The following is a 16216-nucleotide window of genomic DNA, read 5'->3' as shown; positions in this document are numbered from 1 at the left end:
CTAAAAGAAAATTAATATTTTTTTACTGTACCGAGGTTAAACTCTTTTTTGATGGAGACAGACAAGCGCCTGGAAGCAATAACAAGTTGAGAATCAACTGTTTTTATGGATATATTAAGAATTTCAGAAACTTCTTTATAACTCAGGCCATCTTCTTTTACCAGCCTGAAAATCATTTTACACCTGGTAGGTAATTTGTTGATGGCATTATTCAGGCTTTGCTTCAATTCATCATTAATCAATATCCACTCGGGGGTAGTATCAATTTGCAAATTGATAGTAATATCATCTAAAGAAACTATCCTGCCGCGGGAGTTGCTCTTTAAAATATTTAAGCAGAGGTTCTTAGCGATAACAAAGGCATATACCTTGATATTATTGATGGAAGTAATTGTCTTCCGCTTTCGCCACAAAGTGATCATTACATCTGATGCAACTTCTTCTGCCAGTTCGGGTGATTTTAACAAGCAGTAAGAAAAGTGTTTTATGGATGGAAAAAGCAACCCAAATAACTTTTTGTAAGCAATATAACTGTCATGCACAGCTATTTCTTGGACAATATCCGTTAAGTCAGATAAATTGTGGGGCATTTCTGATTGCTTAAAATTAATATAGGTTTATTGCGATCCAAGATCGGTATCGGCTAATACAAACTAAAATAAAATAATTGTATTAAACTAATAGCATTTACAGACCAACTTTCCCCGGATTGCAAACTAATTAATATGCTATATAAATGTAAATCAACGCATCACTTGCTAAAAATGCTTTCAATTTCATTAATAGGTAAGTTAATTGAACACGAAGGGCCCAAAAACACAATAATAAGTTTTTAAAGAAAATAAAATATATGGTAATTATGCTTAATGCTTAGCCAATTTAGCTTAATTAAATATTAACCTGTTACATTTTTCAACCAGGTCATTATTTAACAAAATCTGATCAACAAAAAACAGTATTATTGTTACATTAACAGTTAAAAACGCTATTGCTTTTCAATTCTATTCTTCGATATTTGATTTAGTCGCGCATAAGCGTCGGCTTTAACCAGTTTACCTTTTAATCAGCAAAAAATGCAGGTACCTGCCCCCTGACGGTACTCGCATTTTGAAGAAAAACAACCTGCAAATCAAACTATTTACTACATGGAAAAATCACGCCGTACCTTTATCAGGCAGGCCTCGTTAGCCGGGGCCGGAATTATGCTTGCCCCCAAAAGCTGGAGCGCACAAAGTTATAAACGTATCATTGGCGCCAATGACCGGGTCAGGGTTGGGGTGGTAGGCTTTTCAGACAGGCACAAAAGCTCGCATGTGCCCAGTTTCATGAACCATTATAAAGAACTCAACTTTGATGTGGTAGCCGTATCTGATATCTGGAACAAACGGCGTGAGGAAGGCTCTGCCCTCTGGAAAGAAAAAATGCAGCATGATGTAAAGGCTTACCGCAATAATGAAGAATTATACGATAGTAAAAGCGTGGACGCCGTATTCATCAGCACTGCTGATTTTCAGCATGCACGCCATGCTATTGAAGCGGTAAAGGCCGGCTGTGATGCTTATGTAGAAAAACCATTTGCCGAAACCATGGAAGATAACCGGGCTGCCTTAAAAGCCGTAAAGGAATCGGGTAAAATTGTGCAAATTGGGTCGCAGCGCAGAAGCGGCGCTAATTATCATGCAGCCAATGAATTTATCAGTTCGGGCAAGTTTGGCCCTATCACCATGGTTGAGCTTACCTGGAATGTGAACCAACCAGGCCGCTGGCGCCGGCCAGAGTTATTAGGACAGTTGAAGGAACAGGATACCGACTGGAAACGCTTTATCATGAACCGGCCTTATGAAGATTTCGACCCGCGTAAATACCTGGAGTACCGCCTGTTCTGGCCATACTCGTCAGGATTGCCCGGACAGTGGATGAGCCATCAGATTGATACCGTACACTGGTTTACCGGCTTAAAACATCCGCGCAGCGTAGTTGCCAACGGCGGTATCTATATGTGGAAAGATGGGCGCCGCAACTGGGACACCATACTGGCTGCATTTGATTATGGTCCGCTTAATGATCCTTCAACCGGCTTCCAGGTTACGTTTGGCTCACGCATGCACAATGGCGATGAGCACCCGGCAGAAATTTACTATTCAAACGGCGGCGAGCTTAACCTCATCACCAATACAGTATCGCCAAAAGGAGGTCTTACTCAAAAAATGGCCGATGCCATGCACATGAAGGCAAACCTGCTGCCTGAGATTAGCCTGGCCAACACAGAAAAGGTGGTAGCGTCGGCCAATACCGGAGGTGATGTACTTACTTCAAACCACGTACGCAACTGGATGGAATGTGTGCGCAGCCGTAAGCAGCCAAACGCCCCGGTTGAGGCCGGTTACAGCCATTCGATAGCCAACATCATGACCAATGCAGCTGTCCATACCGGCTACAAGGCCACTTTTGATGAAGCTACCCAGGAGGTAATGGCTAATGGAAAAGTTTTTAAATATTAATTGCCGGAACAGTCACAAACATTATTGACTTTGGCTGTGCCCTGTCATTAGCGCACGGCCTTTTTTAACCTTACATCAAGCAATGAAGATCATAAAAAAACTGGGACTTGCCGTTGCCGCAAATATGCTATTGTTTCCTGTAGTACAAGCTCAAAAAGCCGAGCCCGTAAAGCTGGTAAAAGCAACAAATAATAAAATAGATATCCTGGTAGGTGGAAAACCCTTTACCAGTTTCCTGTATCCGGATACTTTAGAAAAACCTGTGCTCTACCCTTTGCGGTCGGCAAACGGCACATTGGTAACCCGCGGCTTTCCGCTGGCCCCACGGCCCGGCGATCCTACCGATCACCCGCATCACATAGGGTTATGGTTTAACTTTGAAAATTTGAACGGGCTCGATTTCTGGAATAACTCCTATGCCATACCGGCCGCTAAAAAGAATGGTTATGGCTGGATCCGCACCGACAAAATTTTGGAAACAAAAGATGGGACGAAAGGCATATTGGCTTATCATGCTAACTGGACAAATCAGCAAAAGCAAGTGATACTGGAAGAACAAACGCGTTTTGAATTTAGCGGAAACGCCCAGGAACGGATCATTGACCGTGTAACTACGCTTACTGCAGACACAGATGCTTTTTTTAAGGATGCCAAAGATGGGATGCTTGGCATACGCCTGGCCCATGAGCTTCAGATTCCGGACCCTGCCGACCAGAAATTTACCGACGATAAAGGCAATGTAACCATAGTAAAAGGAGGCACCGACAAGGTAGCCAATGGCACTTACCTCACCAGCGAAGGCAAAACAGGAAATGATGCCTGGAGCACCCGCGGCGTATGGTGTAAGGTATACGGTAAAATAGGAGCCGATTCGGTAAGCGTTACCATTATCGATCATCCTCAAAACCCTAATTACCCTACTTTTTGGCATGCCCGGGGTTACGGACTGTTTGCAGCCAATCCGCTGGGCGAAAAGGTATTTACCAATGGCAAATCTGAAAAGAACCTTACTTTAAAGAAAGGCGAATCAGTAACATTCAGGTATCGGATCATCATACACAATGGCCCTCAAACCAACAGCGCAGCGCAATTAAACCAAGCGGCGGTGGCTTTTAAGTCATTTAAATAGCATCATACTAACAAACCAGCCGGGATATTTATAAGGATTATTATTTAAAATATCCCGACTGGTATGCTGCTTAACCAAATTTCCGGCCGTGGCCTTAAAAAAGGCAGATTTCGAATCAGATTAAGCATGGTGCCCGTTAATGACCTCTCCAATTATTGGCTATAGAAGCATTTGAGCAAATTAAAGTGTTATAGGACGACCCGTTTATTTTTTAGAATGCATGGTCAATGGATACAGAACATCCTCAAATACATTAAGAAGATAAAGCCCCTAATATGTCTATCAATTTTGTGTGCCTTGTCCATTGCTATCGCCCTGCTTTAAATCGTCATTGTTAACGCCGCGTTTCTTCTTAGGCATCTGCGGACCAAAATTCATTTTGCCGAAATTATAGGCAAAACTAACGCCAAAAGACCTGAACGGCACCGAGAACCTGCTGCTTTGGCTAAGCGGGCCGCTGTTGATATTGGAGGTAAAGTCTTTGTAATCCTTAAACGGTTGTGTAATATTCAATCCAATGGTTCCGCGTTTTTTCCATACATCCTGCTTCAAACCGATCACCCACAAATTGAAAGATGGGTTTGTTCCCTGGAAGGTTCTCCTTGCCGAGTTCTGGATCAAAAAAGTTTCGGCAGATAGTGCCTTGTTTATTTTCACAGTTCCGCTAATGAAGGCATTATACTGAACATAGGTAGACTGGCTTGCCTGCTGCAGACTACTAATCACCTGCGGTTTATAGGTAAACGCATTAACGTTGCCCCGTATGGTGAGCACCTTGAACAGTTCTGTTGAACCAAAGAAGGTTACGCCAATAGAATTATTGTTACCAACGTTAAGGTAATTGGTAAGGGAAACATCCCTGGTAACCGGGTTACCGTTATTATCCACCGTTGTATAAGGCACAGTACGCACATAGCTTTCAATAATATCATCGGTCTTCCTGTAATAAACGGAGGCATTGATCACACTGCTTTTAATGAAGGTAGAATAGGTCATTTCTACGGTCTGCGTAATTTCTGGTGACAATTCCGGGTTACCCTGGGTTTGGTTAAGAGGGTTGCTGGTGTTCAGAAACGGGTTTAAATATTGCAGGCTCGGCCGCTGGATACGCTTACTATAGCTTAGCTTCAGTGTTTGGGTAGGCGTTAAAGCCTTGGAAATCACAAAGCTTGGAATAAAGTTGGTATACGTATTATCAAAAGGCGACAAGCCTGCATTAACATTGCCCGAATTTCCATTAATTTTTGTATTCTCTAACCGGGCACCTGCCTGTACAGTAAAACCATCTTTCAAATTTGCCGTAAGCAAGCCGTAGCCCGAGTACACGTCCTGATCGTAACTATAGGTGTTGGATGTGGCCGCATTAAATACGTATGCGCCTGACGCATCGGGATTGAAAAAATCGTATTCGCTGGAGATCCTCCTTAAAATACTTTTCGCACCTGTTTCCAGCTTAAATACCTTGCTGATCGGCAGTACGTAATCCAGCTGGTAAGTATACTCGTTATTGGTGCCGTTGTTAACCGCACGCTGGTTTTGGGTAAAAGCAGAATATTCTGACAGGTAATTTACATCAGATGTACCATGTGTCCATTGAAAAGCAAAGCTTAATTCTTCACCTTCCTTTTTAAACTTGTGGGTAAAATCGTTATTCCAGTCAAAGTTGGAGACTTTAAATTCGTTACTCGTTAAGGCTGTATAATCGATATTTCCTTCTGATGCTGAATTATTACTATTTACTGAATTGCCTTTATTTTTAAATGCCCCTCCCCTGAGGCTAAAAGTGGAGTTAAACGTATTTTGATCATCAAAATCGTATCCCAAAGATGCCGAACCATTGGTAAAATGACGATTTGATGTACTTTGACCGTTTGATGAGGATGATGTACCCAGGTCGGAATTTCGACTGCTGAAGGATTGATAGGTGGTTTGCGGCCATCCAACGTTATAACCAAGGTTGGCTGTAATGCTTAACTTATTTTTGTTAAAGTTGATATTTCCGCTCTCATTGTTTTGGCGGGTACCTATGCCCATATTGATGGAGCCGCTCACACCGGCAACCTCCTTCTTCTTGGTGATAATATTGATGATCCCGGCCGAACCTTCCGCATCATATTTAGCCGACGGCGCCGTTATCACTTCAATGTTCTTGATCTGATCGGAAGGCATGGATTTCAAAACGTCGCCGGCATTGGTTACCAAAGCTCCTGAAGGCTTGCCATTGATCAGTATCCGAACGTTCTGATTTCCGCGCAGGGAAACATTGCCGTCCATGTCAACCGAAACCATGGGCACTTTGCGCAGGATATCAGAAGCATTGCCGCCGGCACTGGTCACATCTTTTTCTGCATTAAAAACTAATTTGTCAATGTGGTTCTCCACCAGGGCTCTTTGCCCGGTAACCTGAACATCAGCCAGCATCTTGGCGCTTGGCGAAACGGTAACCTGCCCGAGGTTCCTGTCGGTTTTGGCTCCCGTTAAAACAACGCCCTCAATTGTTTTGGTAGAGTAACCTATAAAAGCAATTTGGACGCGATAAGTTCCCGGCGCTACACCGGTAATTTTGAAGCTCCCTTTCTGATCTGTCAGGCTGCCGTTCATCGGGGCAGCTATCCCTGCTTTAAATACGTTTACAGTCGAATAGTCCAGTGGTTTTTTAGTCAGGGAGTCGACTACCATTCCTGAGATAGTTCCATTACCCGTAGAGAAGCCTGACGGCGGGCCCGCTGGTTGTTGGGCTTGTACGGTTCCCGCTGCTAATAAAAACCAGGCTATCATTTTCAATGCCCGCAGGCTTGTTGTATTTTTTAAGTTCGACTTGTAATTTTCAGTTCCCATATTCGAGATTTTGAAACAAAGCAAAGTAAATACCTTGATCAAAATCTGCAGAATAGACGGATCGGCTTTAATAATAGACCAAACGAACGTTAGAGTCTATGGCTTTGTGATTGAGGAATTTTCAATAAAAGCTATAGATCAAAGCTGCCATTCTATCTATTAATTCCCGTAAATCGTCTATTCCTCAAAAAAAAGAAAAAAACATTTTGTCATTTGCGGCATCCCGGTGAGATGGGATTTAGTTGATTACTGTATTTGATACAGTATGGTGCGTTTTGCCTGAGAAACAAAACGCACTTTTTTCTGCTATTTTTATAGTAAAATTCCCGATATGGCTTTTTCAGGCTTAAAGAAGATCTTTTTCTCAGTTCACTTTTATATAGTGGCCTGTTTATTAGCGTTAATGTTATTCCCATTATCCTGGCCCTTAAAACTCCCGGGTGAATTTTGGATCAAACAGGTATTGATACACTTGGTATGGGCAACATTATTCTATGCCAATCTGTTTTACTTTACGCCCCAATTAATTTACAAAAACAAGGCTATATTATTTGTTCTTTTGATGATAGCTATTCTCGTCTCCGTTGTATACTTAAACAATTGGTTAGATGAAGTAACCGGCTGGAAGGCCGTATTTACCAAAGTTTACAAAAACCCGGGTAAAAAATCATCTGACGATAACCATTCCTATAACTATTGGACTATTATAACTGCACTTGTTTTACTCGGTGTGAGTACAATCATCGCAGTCTCCAGGAAGATCAAGGCCGACCAGGAAGCCTTTCGTACTACCGAACAGGAAAAAATCAGCTCCGAACTTTCTTTTTTAAAAGCGCAGATCAATCCGCACTTCTTTTTTAACATCCTGCATACCATTTATGCGCTCGCTGATAGCAACCCTGCGGCATCCAAAGATGCAGTTTACACGCTTTCGCATATGATGCGGTATGTTATTTATGAAACAAAGAACGATTTGACTGACCTGGAAAAGGAGATCAAATTTATTGAGGACTATATCAAGCTGATGAAGCTGAGGCTGAGCGATGATGTACAGATCATCTTTGAAAAACAGGTCAACTTAAAAAATCACGAAATAGCTCCCATGCTCTTCCTTCCATTTGTTGAAAATGCTTTTAAACATGGCATCAGCGGGGTACACCCCAGTTACATTTATATAGAGATCAGCCAATCTGCCGAAACGTTGAAGCTGGAGATCAGGAATTCCCTTTTTGAAGAACAAACCGCTCACATGGAAGATAGTAATGGAATCGGTATAGTAAATACTAAAAGAAGACTCGACCTGTTATATCCCGGGCGCTACACCTTATCCGTAAACCGCGACTCAAATATCAGGGAATTCATTGTAAATTTAACTTTCCGTTTCAAATGAAAATTGACTGCATAGCTGTAGACGACGAACCGATAGCTTTAAAACTGATTGCCTCCTACATTGAGCAAACCCCATTTCTAAATTTACAGGGTACATTTAGCAACGCTATCGAAGCGCTAAAAGCTATTCATAAACAACCTGGCCTTCAATTGATATTTTTAGACATCCGGATGGCCGACCTAAGCGGTGTGGAACTGGCCCGGATCATTGAACAAACCGGCAAGAAAAAAGGCCCGCGCGTTATATTTACAACAGCTTATGACCAATATGCATTAGAGGGCTTTAAGGTAAATGCGTTAGATTATTTATTGAAACCATTTAGCTTTGTTGATTTTTCAAAAGCGGCTACCAAAGCTTATGATTATTTTGAGATTTTGGAAAGCGCTCAAAATAATATAACTCCGGGGATGCCCGTTGAAAAGAATTATATTTATCTTAAGGTTGATTATCAGCTGGTAAAAGTTAATATAGCCGACATCCTATATATCGAAGGGCTCAAAGATTATGTAAAGATTTTCCTGGCAAACCAGGATAAACCGTTGTTGACCCTTACAAGCCTGAAAAACCTGGAGGAGAAACTCCCGGCCAGCATTTTCCTGCGAATCCACCGCTCGTTTATCATATCCAAAGAGGCAGTCAAATCCGTTACCAAAAATTCTGTCCAGATTGAAAATACTACAATACCTGTAACCGAACAATATAAAGAAGTTTTTGCTGCATTCCTGAAAGATTGGTCTTGATCATTTTTTTTCAGGCCCTGTATGTTTTAGGATAAATAAAAAAGGAGATAATCAAATTGACTACCTCCTTAAGGGGTAAATGATGGGGCTCGAACCCACGACCCTCGGTACCACAAACCGATGCTCTAACCAACTGAGCTACATCTACCGTTTTCGAGAGTGCAAAAATAGAAAACTATCGGTTATTTGCAAACTCTTTTTTAAAATTACATTAAACTTACCTATTCAGTTTAGAACGATTATAATTAATAGGTAGTTTTGTAATTATGGCTGAGCAATTAATTGAACTGAATGTAACTGGCATGCATTGTAATAATTGCGCCATGTCTGTCCATAAATTCCTCGAAAAAAAGGGTTTACATAATATCCTGGTTGACTTCGCGAGCGAAGAGGTAAAATTTTCAACCAATGACGAAGCCAGGCTCCCCGAAGTGATCAAAGGCATAGAAAACTTGGGGTTTAAAGTTATTGATGACATCAATACCCACTCGGTGCCGTTTTATGAACGGGTAGAAAACAAATTTATCTTCTGCGCCATCTTTACCGCTCCGCTTTTACTGCACATGGTACTGCCCTGGCATTTCCTGCATCAGCCCGTAATTCAGTTGCTGCTATGCCTGCCGGTTTTTATTGTTGGTTGTTTACATTTTGGCAAAAGTGCCATCAGCTCGCTTAAAAGCGGTGTCCCCAATATGGATGTGCTTATTTTTGTGGGTTCAACCTCGGCATTTATATATAGCCTTATTGGCACCATCCAAAACCTTGGTCCGCAGTACCAATTTTACGAAACCTGCGCCACTATAATTACCCTGGTATTGCTTGGCAATGTGTTTGAAAAACGTTCGGTAAGCCAAACCACCTCCGCGGTAAAAGACCTGATCAAATTTCAGGAGGTGAATGCTAATCGCCTGGTAAATGGCAGTATCGAAATAATTAATGCCAAAGATGTACGCCCCGGCGATACGCTGCTGGTTAACCAGGGTGATAAAGTGCCGGTTGACGGCGAGATCCTTTCTGGCCAGGCATCCGTTGACGAGGCTATGCTTACCGGCGAAAGTATCCCGGTTGAAAAGCAGAAATATGATAAAGTTATTGGTGGCACTATACTAATTAACGGCAACGTTCATATGCTGGCAACCCGTGTTGGCTCAAATACCATCCTTGCTCAAATCATCGATTTAATGAAGAAAGCTCAGGCAGCTAAGCCGCCCGTACAAAAACTGGGCGATAAGGTTGCAGCTGTATTTGTACCGGCGGTAATACTGATAGCACTTATTACTTTTGTACTTACCTATTTTGTTGGCGGTTCGGGTTTGCAACATGCTATCATGAATGCCATTGCGGTACTGGTTATCTCCTGTCCCTGCGCTATGGGATTAGCCACCCCTACTGCTGTTATGGTTGGGTTGGGCAGGGCAGCCAGGAACGGTATCCTGGTAAAAGGAGGAGATACGATAGAAGCTGTTACCAATACCAAATATGTAGTGTTTGATAAAACAGGTACCCTTACAACCGGCAAGTTTACCGTTAATGAGATTAGGATTGAGGACGGTACCGATATAGAGCACGTCAGGGGCATGATCACTGCTATTGAGGAGCGATCTAATCATCCTATAGCCAAATCGCTTGTAAACGGTTTAAAAGGATTACCTCAGCAAAAGCTCATTTTAAAATCGGTTAAAGAGGAAAAAGGCCTGGGCATGCGGGCCGAAGATATCCAAGGCAATAATTACTTTTTGGGTACAGCCAAAACAAACCACGAGGCCAATTTCAACATTGTACTTTATAAAAACCAGGTACTGATGGCACAGATAGCCGTTGATGACCAGGTAAAACCCGAAGCAGCCACACTTATAAGCCAGCTTAAAAAAATGGGCATTATCCCGGTACTGTTAAGCGGTGATAAAAAAGACCGCTGCCTTAGTGTAGCCAATCAATTAGGCATTACTGAAGTACACGCAGAACGGCTTCCTGAAGATAAACTGAAGGCAATTGACATCTATAAACAAAAAGGCAAAACCATTATGATAGGCGATGGCATTAACGATGCCCCTGCCCTAACCCATGCCGATGTTGGCGTGTCTATGAATGATGCCAGCCAGGTTGCTATCCAGTCGGCCAGTGTGGTGCTGCTTAATACCGATCTGCACTCAGTGACCAAGTTTTTACAGATCAGCAGGCATACGCTGCTTACCATAAAACAAAACCTTTTCTGGGCCTTTGCTTACAACATTATTGCCATCCCGGTAGCTGCTATGGGCTTCCTTAACCCAATGGTTGGCGCGCTTACCATGGCATTTTCGGATGTGGTAGTGATCGGTAATTCGTTGAGATTGAAGATTAAGAAAGTTGGCCCCCCAACCCCCTAAAGGGAGAGTTTTGGTTTATTAATTCGTCAAAACTATTTATTAGTTCCCCCTTTAGGGGGTTAGGGGGCTTTACTATATTTGCTTCATGATTGAGATTTTTACAGACGGGGCTTCAAGCGGTAATCCGGGGCCGGGTGGTTATGGGGTGATATTGCGTTCGGGACAGCATTACAAAGAGTTATCTGAAGGGTTTCGCAAAACTACTAACAACCGCATGGAACTAATGGCCGTTATTAAAGGCCTGGAAGCTCTTAAAGCGCCCAATCAGGATGTAATGATCTTCTCCGATTCCAAATACGTTATTGATGCTATCGAAAAACGCTGGGTTAACGGCTGGGTAGCAAAAGGCTTTGCGGGCAAAAAAAACAAAGACTTGTGGATGCGTTATTTAGAGGTCAGCAAGCTTCATAAAATTAAATTCACCTGGGTACGCGGCCATAACGGGCACCCCGAAAATGAGCGTTGCGATCAGTTGGCAGTGGCAGCGGGCAAGCGCCCTCCCCTGCTTATTGACTCGGTTTTTGAGGCAGAGAATGCGAAGGCCGGGATGATGTGATGGCATTTTAACCACTTAATCAACCACATACTTTAACCCGCAAGCTCAATCACCTGAAGATCCTGAATCTTATCCCCATCAATACTGAACCTTAACAGCGTACGTACTTTATGCCATCCCTGCTTGCCAGCCGCGCCGGGGTTCATGTGCAGGCAATTGATCTTTTTATCAAGCATCACTTTTAATATGTGCGAATGCCCTGTGATAAACAGCTTCGGCGGATTGCTATAAATCTCGGCTTTTATATTTTGGCTGTACCTTCCGGGATATCCGCCGATATGGGTCATCCACACGTCAACATCCTCGCATTTAAAGCGCAGGTGTTCGGGATAAACTATCCTTACGTCTTTATCATCAATATTGCCGTATACGCCTTTTAAGGGTTTAAAAGCGGCGAGTTTGTCGGCTAACCCAATAGTGCCGAAATCGCCGGCATGCCAGATCTCGTCGCAATTTTCAAAATGTTTAAAAACGGCATCGTCAAGATAGCTGTGGGTGTCGGAAATAAGGCCTATGCGGGTCATGGGAGTAAAGATAGCAGTAAGAAGAGATAAGAATCAAGAGTAAAGATTCAAGACGGGGTTAAAATATCGTCAAAAAATCCTGCAGTATCCCACGGTACATTTCCGTGTATACTTTTGGTTTATCGTAAATAACAAACTTATCGGCAATTAGTGGTTCATTGCTCCTTCCAAAAGCAAGCATTTCCCTATGTGCTGCATCATCCTTAAAAGAATGTATAGTGGTTATCTTTTTTAGATGAAGTCCATACTGCTTAACCAGGTCTTTAACTAACTCTGCTGTATCCACCGGCAATATCAACCAACCGGTCCCTTGTTCTGTAAGCCGCGCTGCAAGCGTTGATATCAATCGTTCAAAAAAACCCTCAGCAGCGTGTTTTGCCAAATTGATCTTCGCCCCCGGCGATTGCAGAGAATTAATATAAAATGGCGGATTGGATATTACGAGGTCATATTTTTTTTCAGGATGGCTTTCAAAAAACTGTTCAAACCCTGTAGAGAAAAGTGTTAACCTATTTTCAAATGGTGAATTGGTGAAATTGCTTTTCGCGGTAGCAGCGGCTTGTTCATCGATTTCAACCGCGTCTATTTTCGCGTTTATAAACCGTTGTGCAAGCATTAAGGCAATTACACCTGTTCCGGTGCCAATATCCAGGATATTTGAAGACGTACCTTCGCCGGCCATGGCGCCGAGCAATACCCCATCAGTATTGATTTTCATGGCACAACCGGTTTGGTCAACGCTGAATTGTTTGAAACGGAACATGGTGCGAATTTATCTTTTATTATGCTGAATAGGGTGCTAAATATATTTCTACTATATAACAAACATCGGCCCGCTCATTCGCCGCGGGAAAGGCTTTTTCTTTTTCTTGATAAAAAGAAACAAAAATCAAGACAGAAAAAAGCTTCCCCCCACAGGCCATACTCCCTGGCCCGCTTTTCTGTCAGGCCTTTGCCCGCTTTTATTTTGGGATTAGTAATTGTATTTATACAACTATAAACTTAACACTTCTTATCCTCCGATTTCATGCATCTGTCTTTCTTGTCTCCTGATTCTTGATTTCCTGAATCTCCTTACCCTCCCCTCCCCATCAGCAGGAAAGCTTCGGGCGAAAGCGGGCAGAACAATTAGCTCCACCCAAACCCTCCCCGGAAGGGAGGGCTTAAAAAAAAATGCAGATCGAAAAAGTCTCCCCTTCCGGAGGAGATTTAGAGGGGGCTTCCTTGTGCGGCAAAGAAGTCTCCCTGCCGACTTGACTTTTTGGATACTTTTTTGGCGACAAAAGTAACAGCCCTTCCCGCGGCGAATGAGCGGGCGAATGATTGTTAATAACAACAAAAGTTATTTAAAACAAAACAGACCTACCCCGTGGGGTGCCGAAATAAATTCGGCATGACTCTTATCTTATTTTTATTGCAAAAAAAGTCTCCTCTTTAGGGGAGATTTAGAGGGGCCTTTCATACAACTCCAGCGGCAAGCCATCCGGATCAGCAAAAAAAGTAAACCTTTTATCGGTACACTCATCTACACGGATAGCTTCGACATCCACACCAAAAGAGGAAATATGTGCTACCGCCTCATCCAGGTCATCAACCTCAAAAGCTAAATGGCGCAGCCCCGCAGCTTCCGGGCGCGATGGCCTTGCAGGGGGATCAGGAAAAGAAAAAAGCTCGATCTGGTAGAGGTCGCCCACTTCCAGATCGAGTTTGTATGATTGTCGTTGTTCGCGGTAAACTTCGCGGACTATTTTTAAGCCGAGTACCTCAGTATAAAACCGTTTGGATTTTGCATAATCCGAACAGATGATAGCTATATGATGTACCCGGTTAAGTTTTAACATTATTCGCCTAAAATACCGTGAAGGATATTAGCATGAACCATTTTCAGGTCGGTAACATGACCGAAGGCATCTTCATCGACAGTTAAGCCACCGTTGGTTACAGTACCAAGCAGGGTAAATTCAACTTCGCTGGTAGCCATTACCTCAACAAAACGCTCCTCCTCTTCGGGTGCAACACTTACCACTACCCTGCCTTGTGCTTCGCCAAACAGGAAGGCATCTTTACGGATGCTATCATCAGTAGCTATATCAAAACCAAGTCCGTTAGGCATCGACGACTCCAACAGGGCAATATATAAACCACCGTCCGCAACGTCATGGGCCGATTCAACAACTCTGTGTTTGATCAGTTCCTTAACCGTTTGCTGCATATCGTACTCTTTATCAATATCGAAATGCGGTGCAGGGGCTTTAGTTATTTTATGCCATGAAGCCAAATATTGTGATGAAGCGATATCATTAACCGATTCGCCGATCAGGTAAATCAGGTCGCCTGGTTGTTTAAAATCGGCAGTCATGATATTTTCAACATCATCCATCACACCCAGCATACCAATAGTTGGCGTAGGGAATACCGAACCACCATCGGCCGACTGGTTATAGAAACTCACGTTACCACCGGTAACAGGGGTTTCAAACTTGCGACAGGCATCGCCCATACCTTTAATAGCACTCACAAACTGCCAGTAAACTTCAGGAATGTAAGGGTTACCAAAGTTTAAGCAGTTGGTAATAGCCACCGGTTCGCCGCCGGCGCAGGTAATGTTACGTGCAGCTTCGGCAACGGCAATGGCAGTACCTTTGTATGGGTCGGCGTAGACGTAGCGCGAGTTACAATCAGTAGTTAATACGATAGCCTTGTCGGTATCTTTTACAGCAACAACGGCAGCATCGCATGAGCGGTTAGCGGTCATGGTTTGTACGCCTACCATGCTATCATATTGGTCGGTTACCCAACGTTTTGAAGCAATATTGGGGTGACCTACCAGGTGCTCAGCAACCTCAACAAGGTTTGCAGGCTCGGCAACATCGTCGATATTAAATTTCTGATTTTCGGCAAAGTAAGCAGGCTCGCGGTATTCGCGCTGGTAAACAGGGGCACCACCACCTAATACAAGGTCGTCGGCAGGTACATCGGCAACTTTCTCGCCATGCATGAAGTACTCTAAACGCTGGGTATCGGTAACTTCACCAATAATGGCGCAGTTCAAATCCCATTTGTCAAAAATGTCTTCAACCTCTTTTTCGCGGCCTTTGTGAACCACGATCAGCATGCGTTCCTGTGATTCAGAAAGCAGGATCTCGTATGGTTTCATATTGTCCTGGCGGGTTGGCACTTTATCCAGGTCTATCCGCATGCCATGCTCGCCTTTGGCGCTCATTTCTGAGTTTGAGCAGATGATACCGGCAGCGCCCATATCCTGCATACCAACAACGGCGCCTGTTTTAATAACCTCCAGGGTAGCTTCAAGCAATAGTTTTTCCTGAAAAGGGTCGCCTACCTGAACGGCAGGAAGGTCATTTACCGAATCTTCGGTAATATCTTTAGATGCGAAAGCCGCACCGTGGATCCCGTCTTTACCGGTAGCCGAACCAACGATATAAACCGGGTTGCCCACACCATAAGATGTAGCCGAAACGGTTTCGCCTGCCTTAACAATACCGGCCGACATAGCGTTAACCAATGGGTTAACATTATAACAATCGTCAAAAAACAATTCGCCGCCCACGGTTGGGATCCCGAAAGCGTTACCATAGTGGCTGATGCCTTTAACTACACCTTTAACCAACCATTTGGTTTTGTCGAGGGTTAAATCGCCAAAACGTAATGAGTTAAGCTGAGCGATAGGCCTTGCACCCATAGTGAATATATCGCGGTTGATACCGCCCACGCCTGTTGCAGCACCTTGATAAGGCTCAAGCGCCGAAGGGTGATTGTGTGATTCGATTTTGAAGGCGCAGCCAATGCCATCGCCAAGGTCAACAAGACCGGCATTTTCTTCACCTGCCTTAGCCAGCATCCGCGGACTATCCTTAGGTAAAGTTTTAAGCCAGGTGATTGAATTTTTGTATGAGCAGTGTTCGCTCCACATAACCGAGAAAATAGAAAGCTCGGTAAAGTTGGGCACACGCCCTAATATTTCATTTATACGTGCAAATTCTTCGGGTAAAAGGCCCAGATCTTTAGCGGTTTCAACGGTGGTTAATTCCTGGTGCTCCAATGTAATATTGTTTTATTTGAAAGGATGCGCAAAAGTATGAAAAAAGGCGGAAAGGGAAAAGGTTAAAGGCGAAAGGTTTGGGAAACGCCCACATGAGTATTGGATA

At 43.4% G+C, this 16216-nt stretch carries 12 protein-coding genes and 1 tRNA gene; 6 read left to right on the top strand and 7 right to left on the bottom strand.

The genetic code is table 11. From position 1 onward, the window contains the following. Positions 1–11: 11 nt before the first annotated feature. A complete protein-coding gene (locus SNE26_RS03480; protein WP_321557985.1) occupies positions 12–590 on the bottom strand; it encodes a sigma-70 family RNA polymerase sigma factor in 579 nt (192 codons plus the stop codon). Positions 591–1145: 555 nt separating this feature from the next. Here SNE26_RS03480 and SNE26_RS03475 point away from each other — a divergent pair. Both SNE26_RS03475 and SNE26_RS03470 read left to right on the top strand, forming a co-directional pair. Then, positions 1146–2501 (top strand): Gfo/Idh/MocA family oxidoreductase, encoded by a 1356-nt coding sequence (locus SNE26_RS03475; RefSeq protein WP_321557984.1) that lies wholly within the window; start codon positions 1146–1148, stop codon positions 2499–2501. A gap of 82 nt (positions 2502–2583) precedes the next feature. Then, positions 2584–3630 (top strand): PmoA family protein, encoded by a 1047-nt coding sequence (locus tag SNE26_RS03470; RefSeq protein WP_321557983.1) that lies wholly within the window; start codon positions 2584–2586, stop codon positions 3628–3630. Positions 3631–3912: 282 nt separating this feature from the next. On the opposite strand, the gene SNE26_RS03465 is transcribed toward SNE26_RS03470, so the two are convergent. Next, positions 3913–6468 carry a TonB-dependent receptor domain-containing protein gene (locus tag SNE26_RS03465; RefSeq protein WP_321557982.1) on the bottom strand — a complete coding sequence of 852 codons (2556 nt, stop codon included), beginning with the start codon at positions 6466–6468 and terminating at the stop codon, positions 3913–3915. A gap of 562 nt (positions 6469–7030) precedes the next feature. Between SNE26_RS03465 and SNE26_RS03460 the strand changes: the two genes are divergently transcribed. Further along, entirely contained in the window at positions 7031–7858 is an 828-nt protein-coding gene (locus SNE26_RS03460; RefSeq protein ID WP_321557981.1) for a sensor histidine kinase, read from the top strand. Continuing rightward, on the top strand, positions 7855–8598 hold the full coding sequence (locus tag SNE26_RS03455; RefSeq protein ID WP_321557980.1) for a LytTR family DNA-binding domain-containing protein: 744 nt from the start codon (positions 7855–7857) through the stop codon (positions 8596–8598). The genes SNE26_RS03460 and SNE26_RS03455 overlap by 4 nt, the downstream gene beginning before the upstream one ends. 74 nt (positions 8599–8672) lie before the next feature. Here the strand turns inward: SNE26_RS03455 and SNE26_RS03450 are convergent. Then, a tRNA-His gene (locus tag SNE26_RS03450) sits at positions 8673–8746 on the bottom strand. Positions 8747–8864: 118 nt separating this feature from the next. On the opposite strand from SNE26_RS03450, the gene SNE26_RS03445 reads away from it, so the two are divergent. Both SNE26_RS03445 and rnhA read left to right on the top strand, forming a co-directional pair. Further along, positions 8865–10967 (top strand): cation-translocating P-type ATPase, encoded by a 2103-nt coding sequence (locus SNE26_RS03445; protein WP_321557979.1) that lies wholly within the window; start codon positions 8865–8867, stop codon positions 10965–10967. 85 nt (positions 10968–11052) lie between these two features. Further along, complete coding sequence (gene rnhA / locus SNE26_RS03440) at positions 11053–11523, top strand: ribonuclease HI (RefSeq protein ID WP_321557978.1); 471 nt, start codon at positions 11053–11055, stop codon at positions 11521–11523. Between the two features lie 32 nt (positions 11524–11555). On the opposite strand, the gene SNE26_RS03435 is transcribed toward rnhA, so the two are convergent. The 4 genes from SNE26_RS03435 to purL all read right to left on the bottom strand — a co-directional run bounded on the left by SNE26_RS03435 (position 11556) and on the right by purL (position 16110). Continuing rightward, the gene (locus SNE26_RS03435; protein ID WP_321557977.1) at positions 11556–12047 is read right to left on the bottom strand and encodes a metallophosphoesterase family protein; all 492 of its coding nucleotides are present in this window, start codon (positions 12045–12047) and stop codon (positions 11556–11558) included. A gap of 58 nt (positions 12048–12105) precedes the next feature. Then, positions 12106–12810 (bottom strand): methyltransferase, encoded by a 705-nt coding sequence (locus tag SNE26_RS03430; protein ID WP_321557976.1) that lies wholly within the window; start codon positions 12808–12810, stop codon positions 12106–12108. Positions 12811–13492: 682 nt separating this feature from the next. Beyond that, on the bottom strand, positions 13493–13888 hold the full coding sequence (locus SNE26_RS03425) for a VOC family protein (protein ID WP_321557975.1): 396 nt from the start codon (positions 13886–13888) through the stop codon (positions 13493–13495). Next, positions 13888–16110: a phosphoribosylformylglycinamidine synthase subunit PurL gene (gene purL, locus SNE26_RS03420; RefSeq protein ID WP_321557974.1), complete on the bottom strand. Its 2223-nt coding sequence runs from the start codon at positions 16108–16110 to the stop codon at positions 13888–13890. The genes SNE26_RS03425 and purL overlap by 1 nt, the downstream gene beginning before the upstream one ends. Positions 16111–16216: the final 106 nt, after the last annotated feature.

The sequence above is a fragment of the Mucilaginibacter sp. cycad4 genome (genome assembly GCF_034263275.1).
Taxonomy (GTDB): domain Bacteria; phylum Bacteroidota; class Bacteroidia; order Sphingobacteriales; family Sphingobacteriaceae; genus Mucilaginibacter.
The sequence above is the reverse complement of the archived record's forward strand: the minus strand, read 5'-3'. Positions and strand labels throughout refer to the sequence as shown.

Bases quoted from the DNA above. Each gene is read 5' to 3' on its own strand.
- SNE26_RS03480 (WP_321557985.1), bottom strand. From the start codon at position 590: ATGCCCCACAATTTATCTGACTTAACGGATATTGTCCAAGAAATAGCT.
- SNE26_RS03425 (WP_321557975.1), bottom strand. From the start codon at position 13,888: ATGTTAAAACTTAACCGGGTACATCATATAGCTATCATCTGTTCGGAT.
- SNE26_RS03435 (WP_321557977.1), bottom strand. From the start codon at position 12,047: ATGACCCGCATAGGCCTTATTTCCGACACCCACAGCTATCTTGACGAT.
- SNE26_RS03470 (WP_321557983.1), top strand. From the start codon at position 2,584: ATGAAGATCATAAAAAAACTGGGACTTGCCGTTGCCGCAAATATGCTA.
- SNE26_RS03430 (WP_321557976.1), bottom strand. From the start codon at position 12,810: ATGTTCCGTTTCAAACAATTCAGCGTTGACCAAACCGGTTGTGCCATG.
- SNE26_RS03465 (WP_321557982.1), bottom strand. From the start codon at position 6,468: ATGGGAACTGAAAATTACAAGTCGAACTTAAAAAATACAACAAGCCTG.
- SNE26_RS03475 (WP_321557984.1), top strand. From the start codon at position 1,146: ATGGAAAAATCACGCCGTACCTTTATCAGGCAGGCCTCGTTAGCCGGG.
- SNE26_RS03455 (WP_321557980.1), top strand. From the start codon at position 7,855: ATGAAAATTGACTGCATAGCTGTAGACGACGAACCGATAGCTTTAAAA.
- SNE26_RS03445 (WP_321557979.1), top strand. From the start codon at position 8,865: ATGGCTGAGCAATTAATTGAACTGAATGTAACTGGCATGCATTGTAAT.
- SNE26_RS03460 (WP_321557981.1), top strand. From the start codon at position 7,031: ATGATAGCTATTCTCGTCTCCGTTGTATACTTAAACAATTGGTTAGAT.
- rnhA (WP_321557978.1), top strand. From the start codon at position 11,053: ATGATTGAGATTTTTACAGACGGGGCTTCAAGCGGTAATCCGGGGCCG.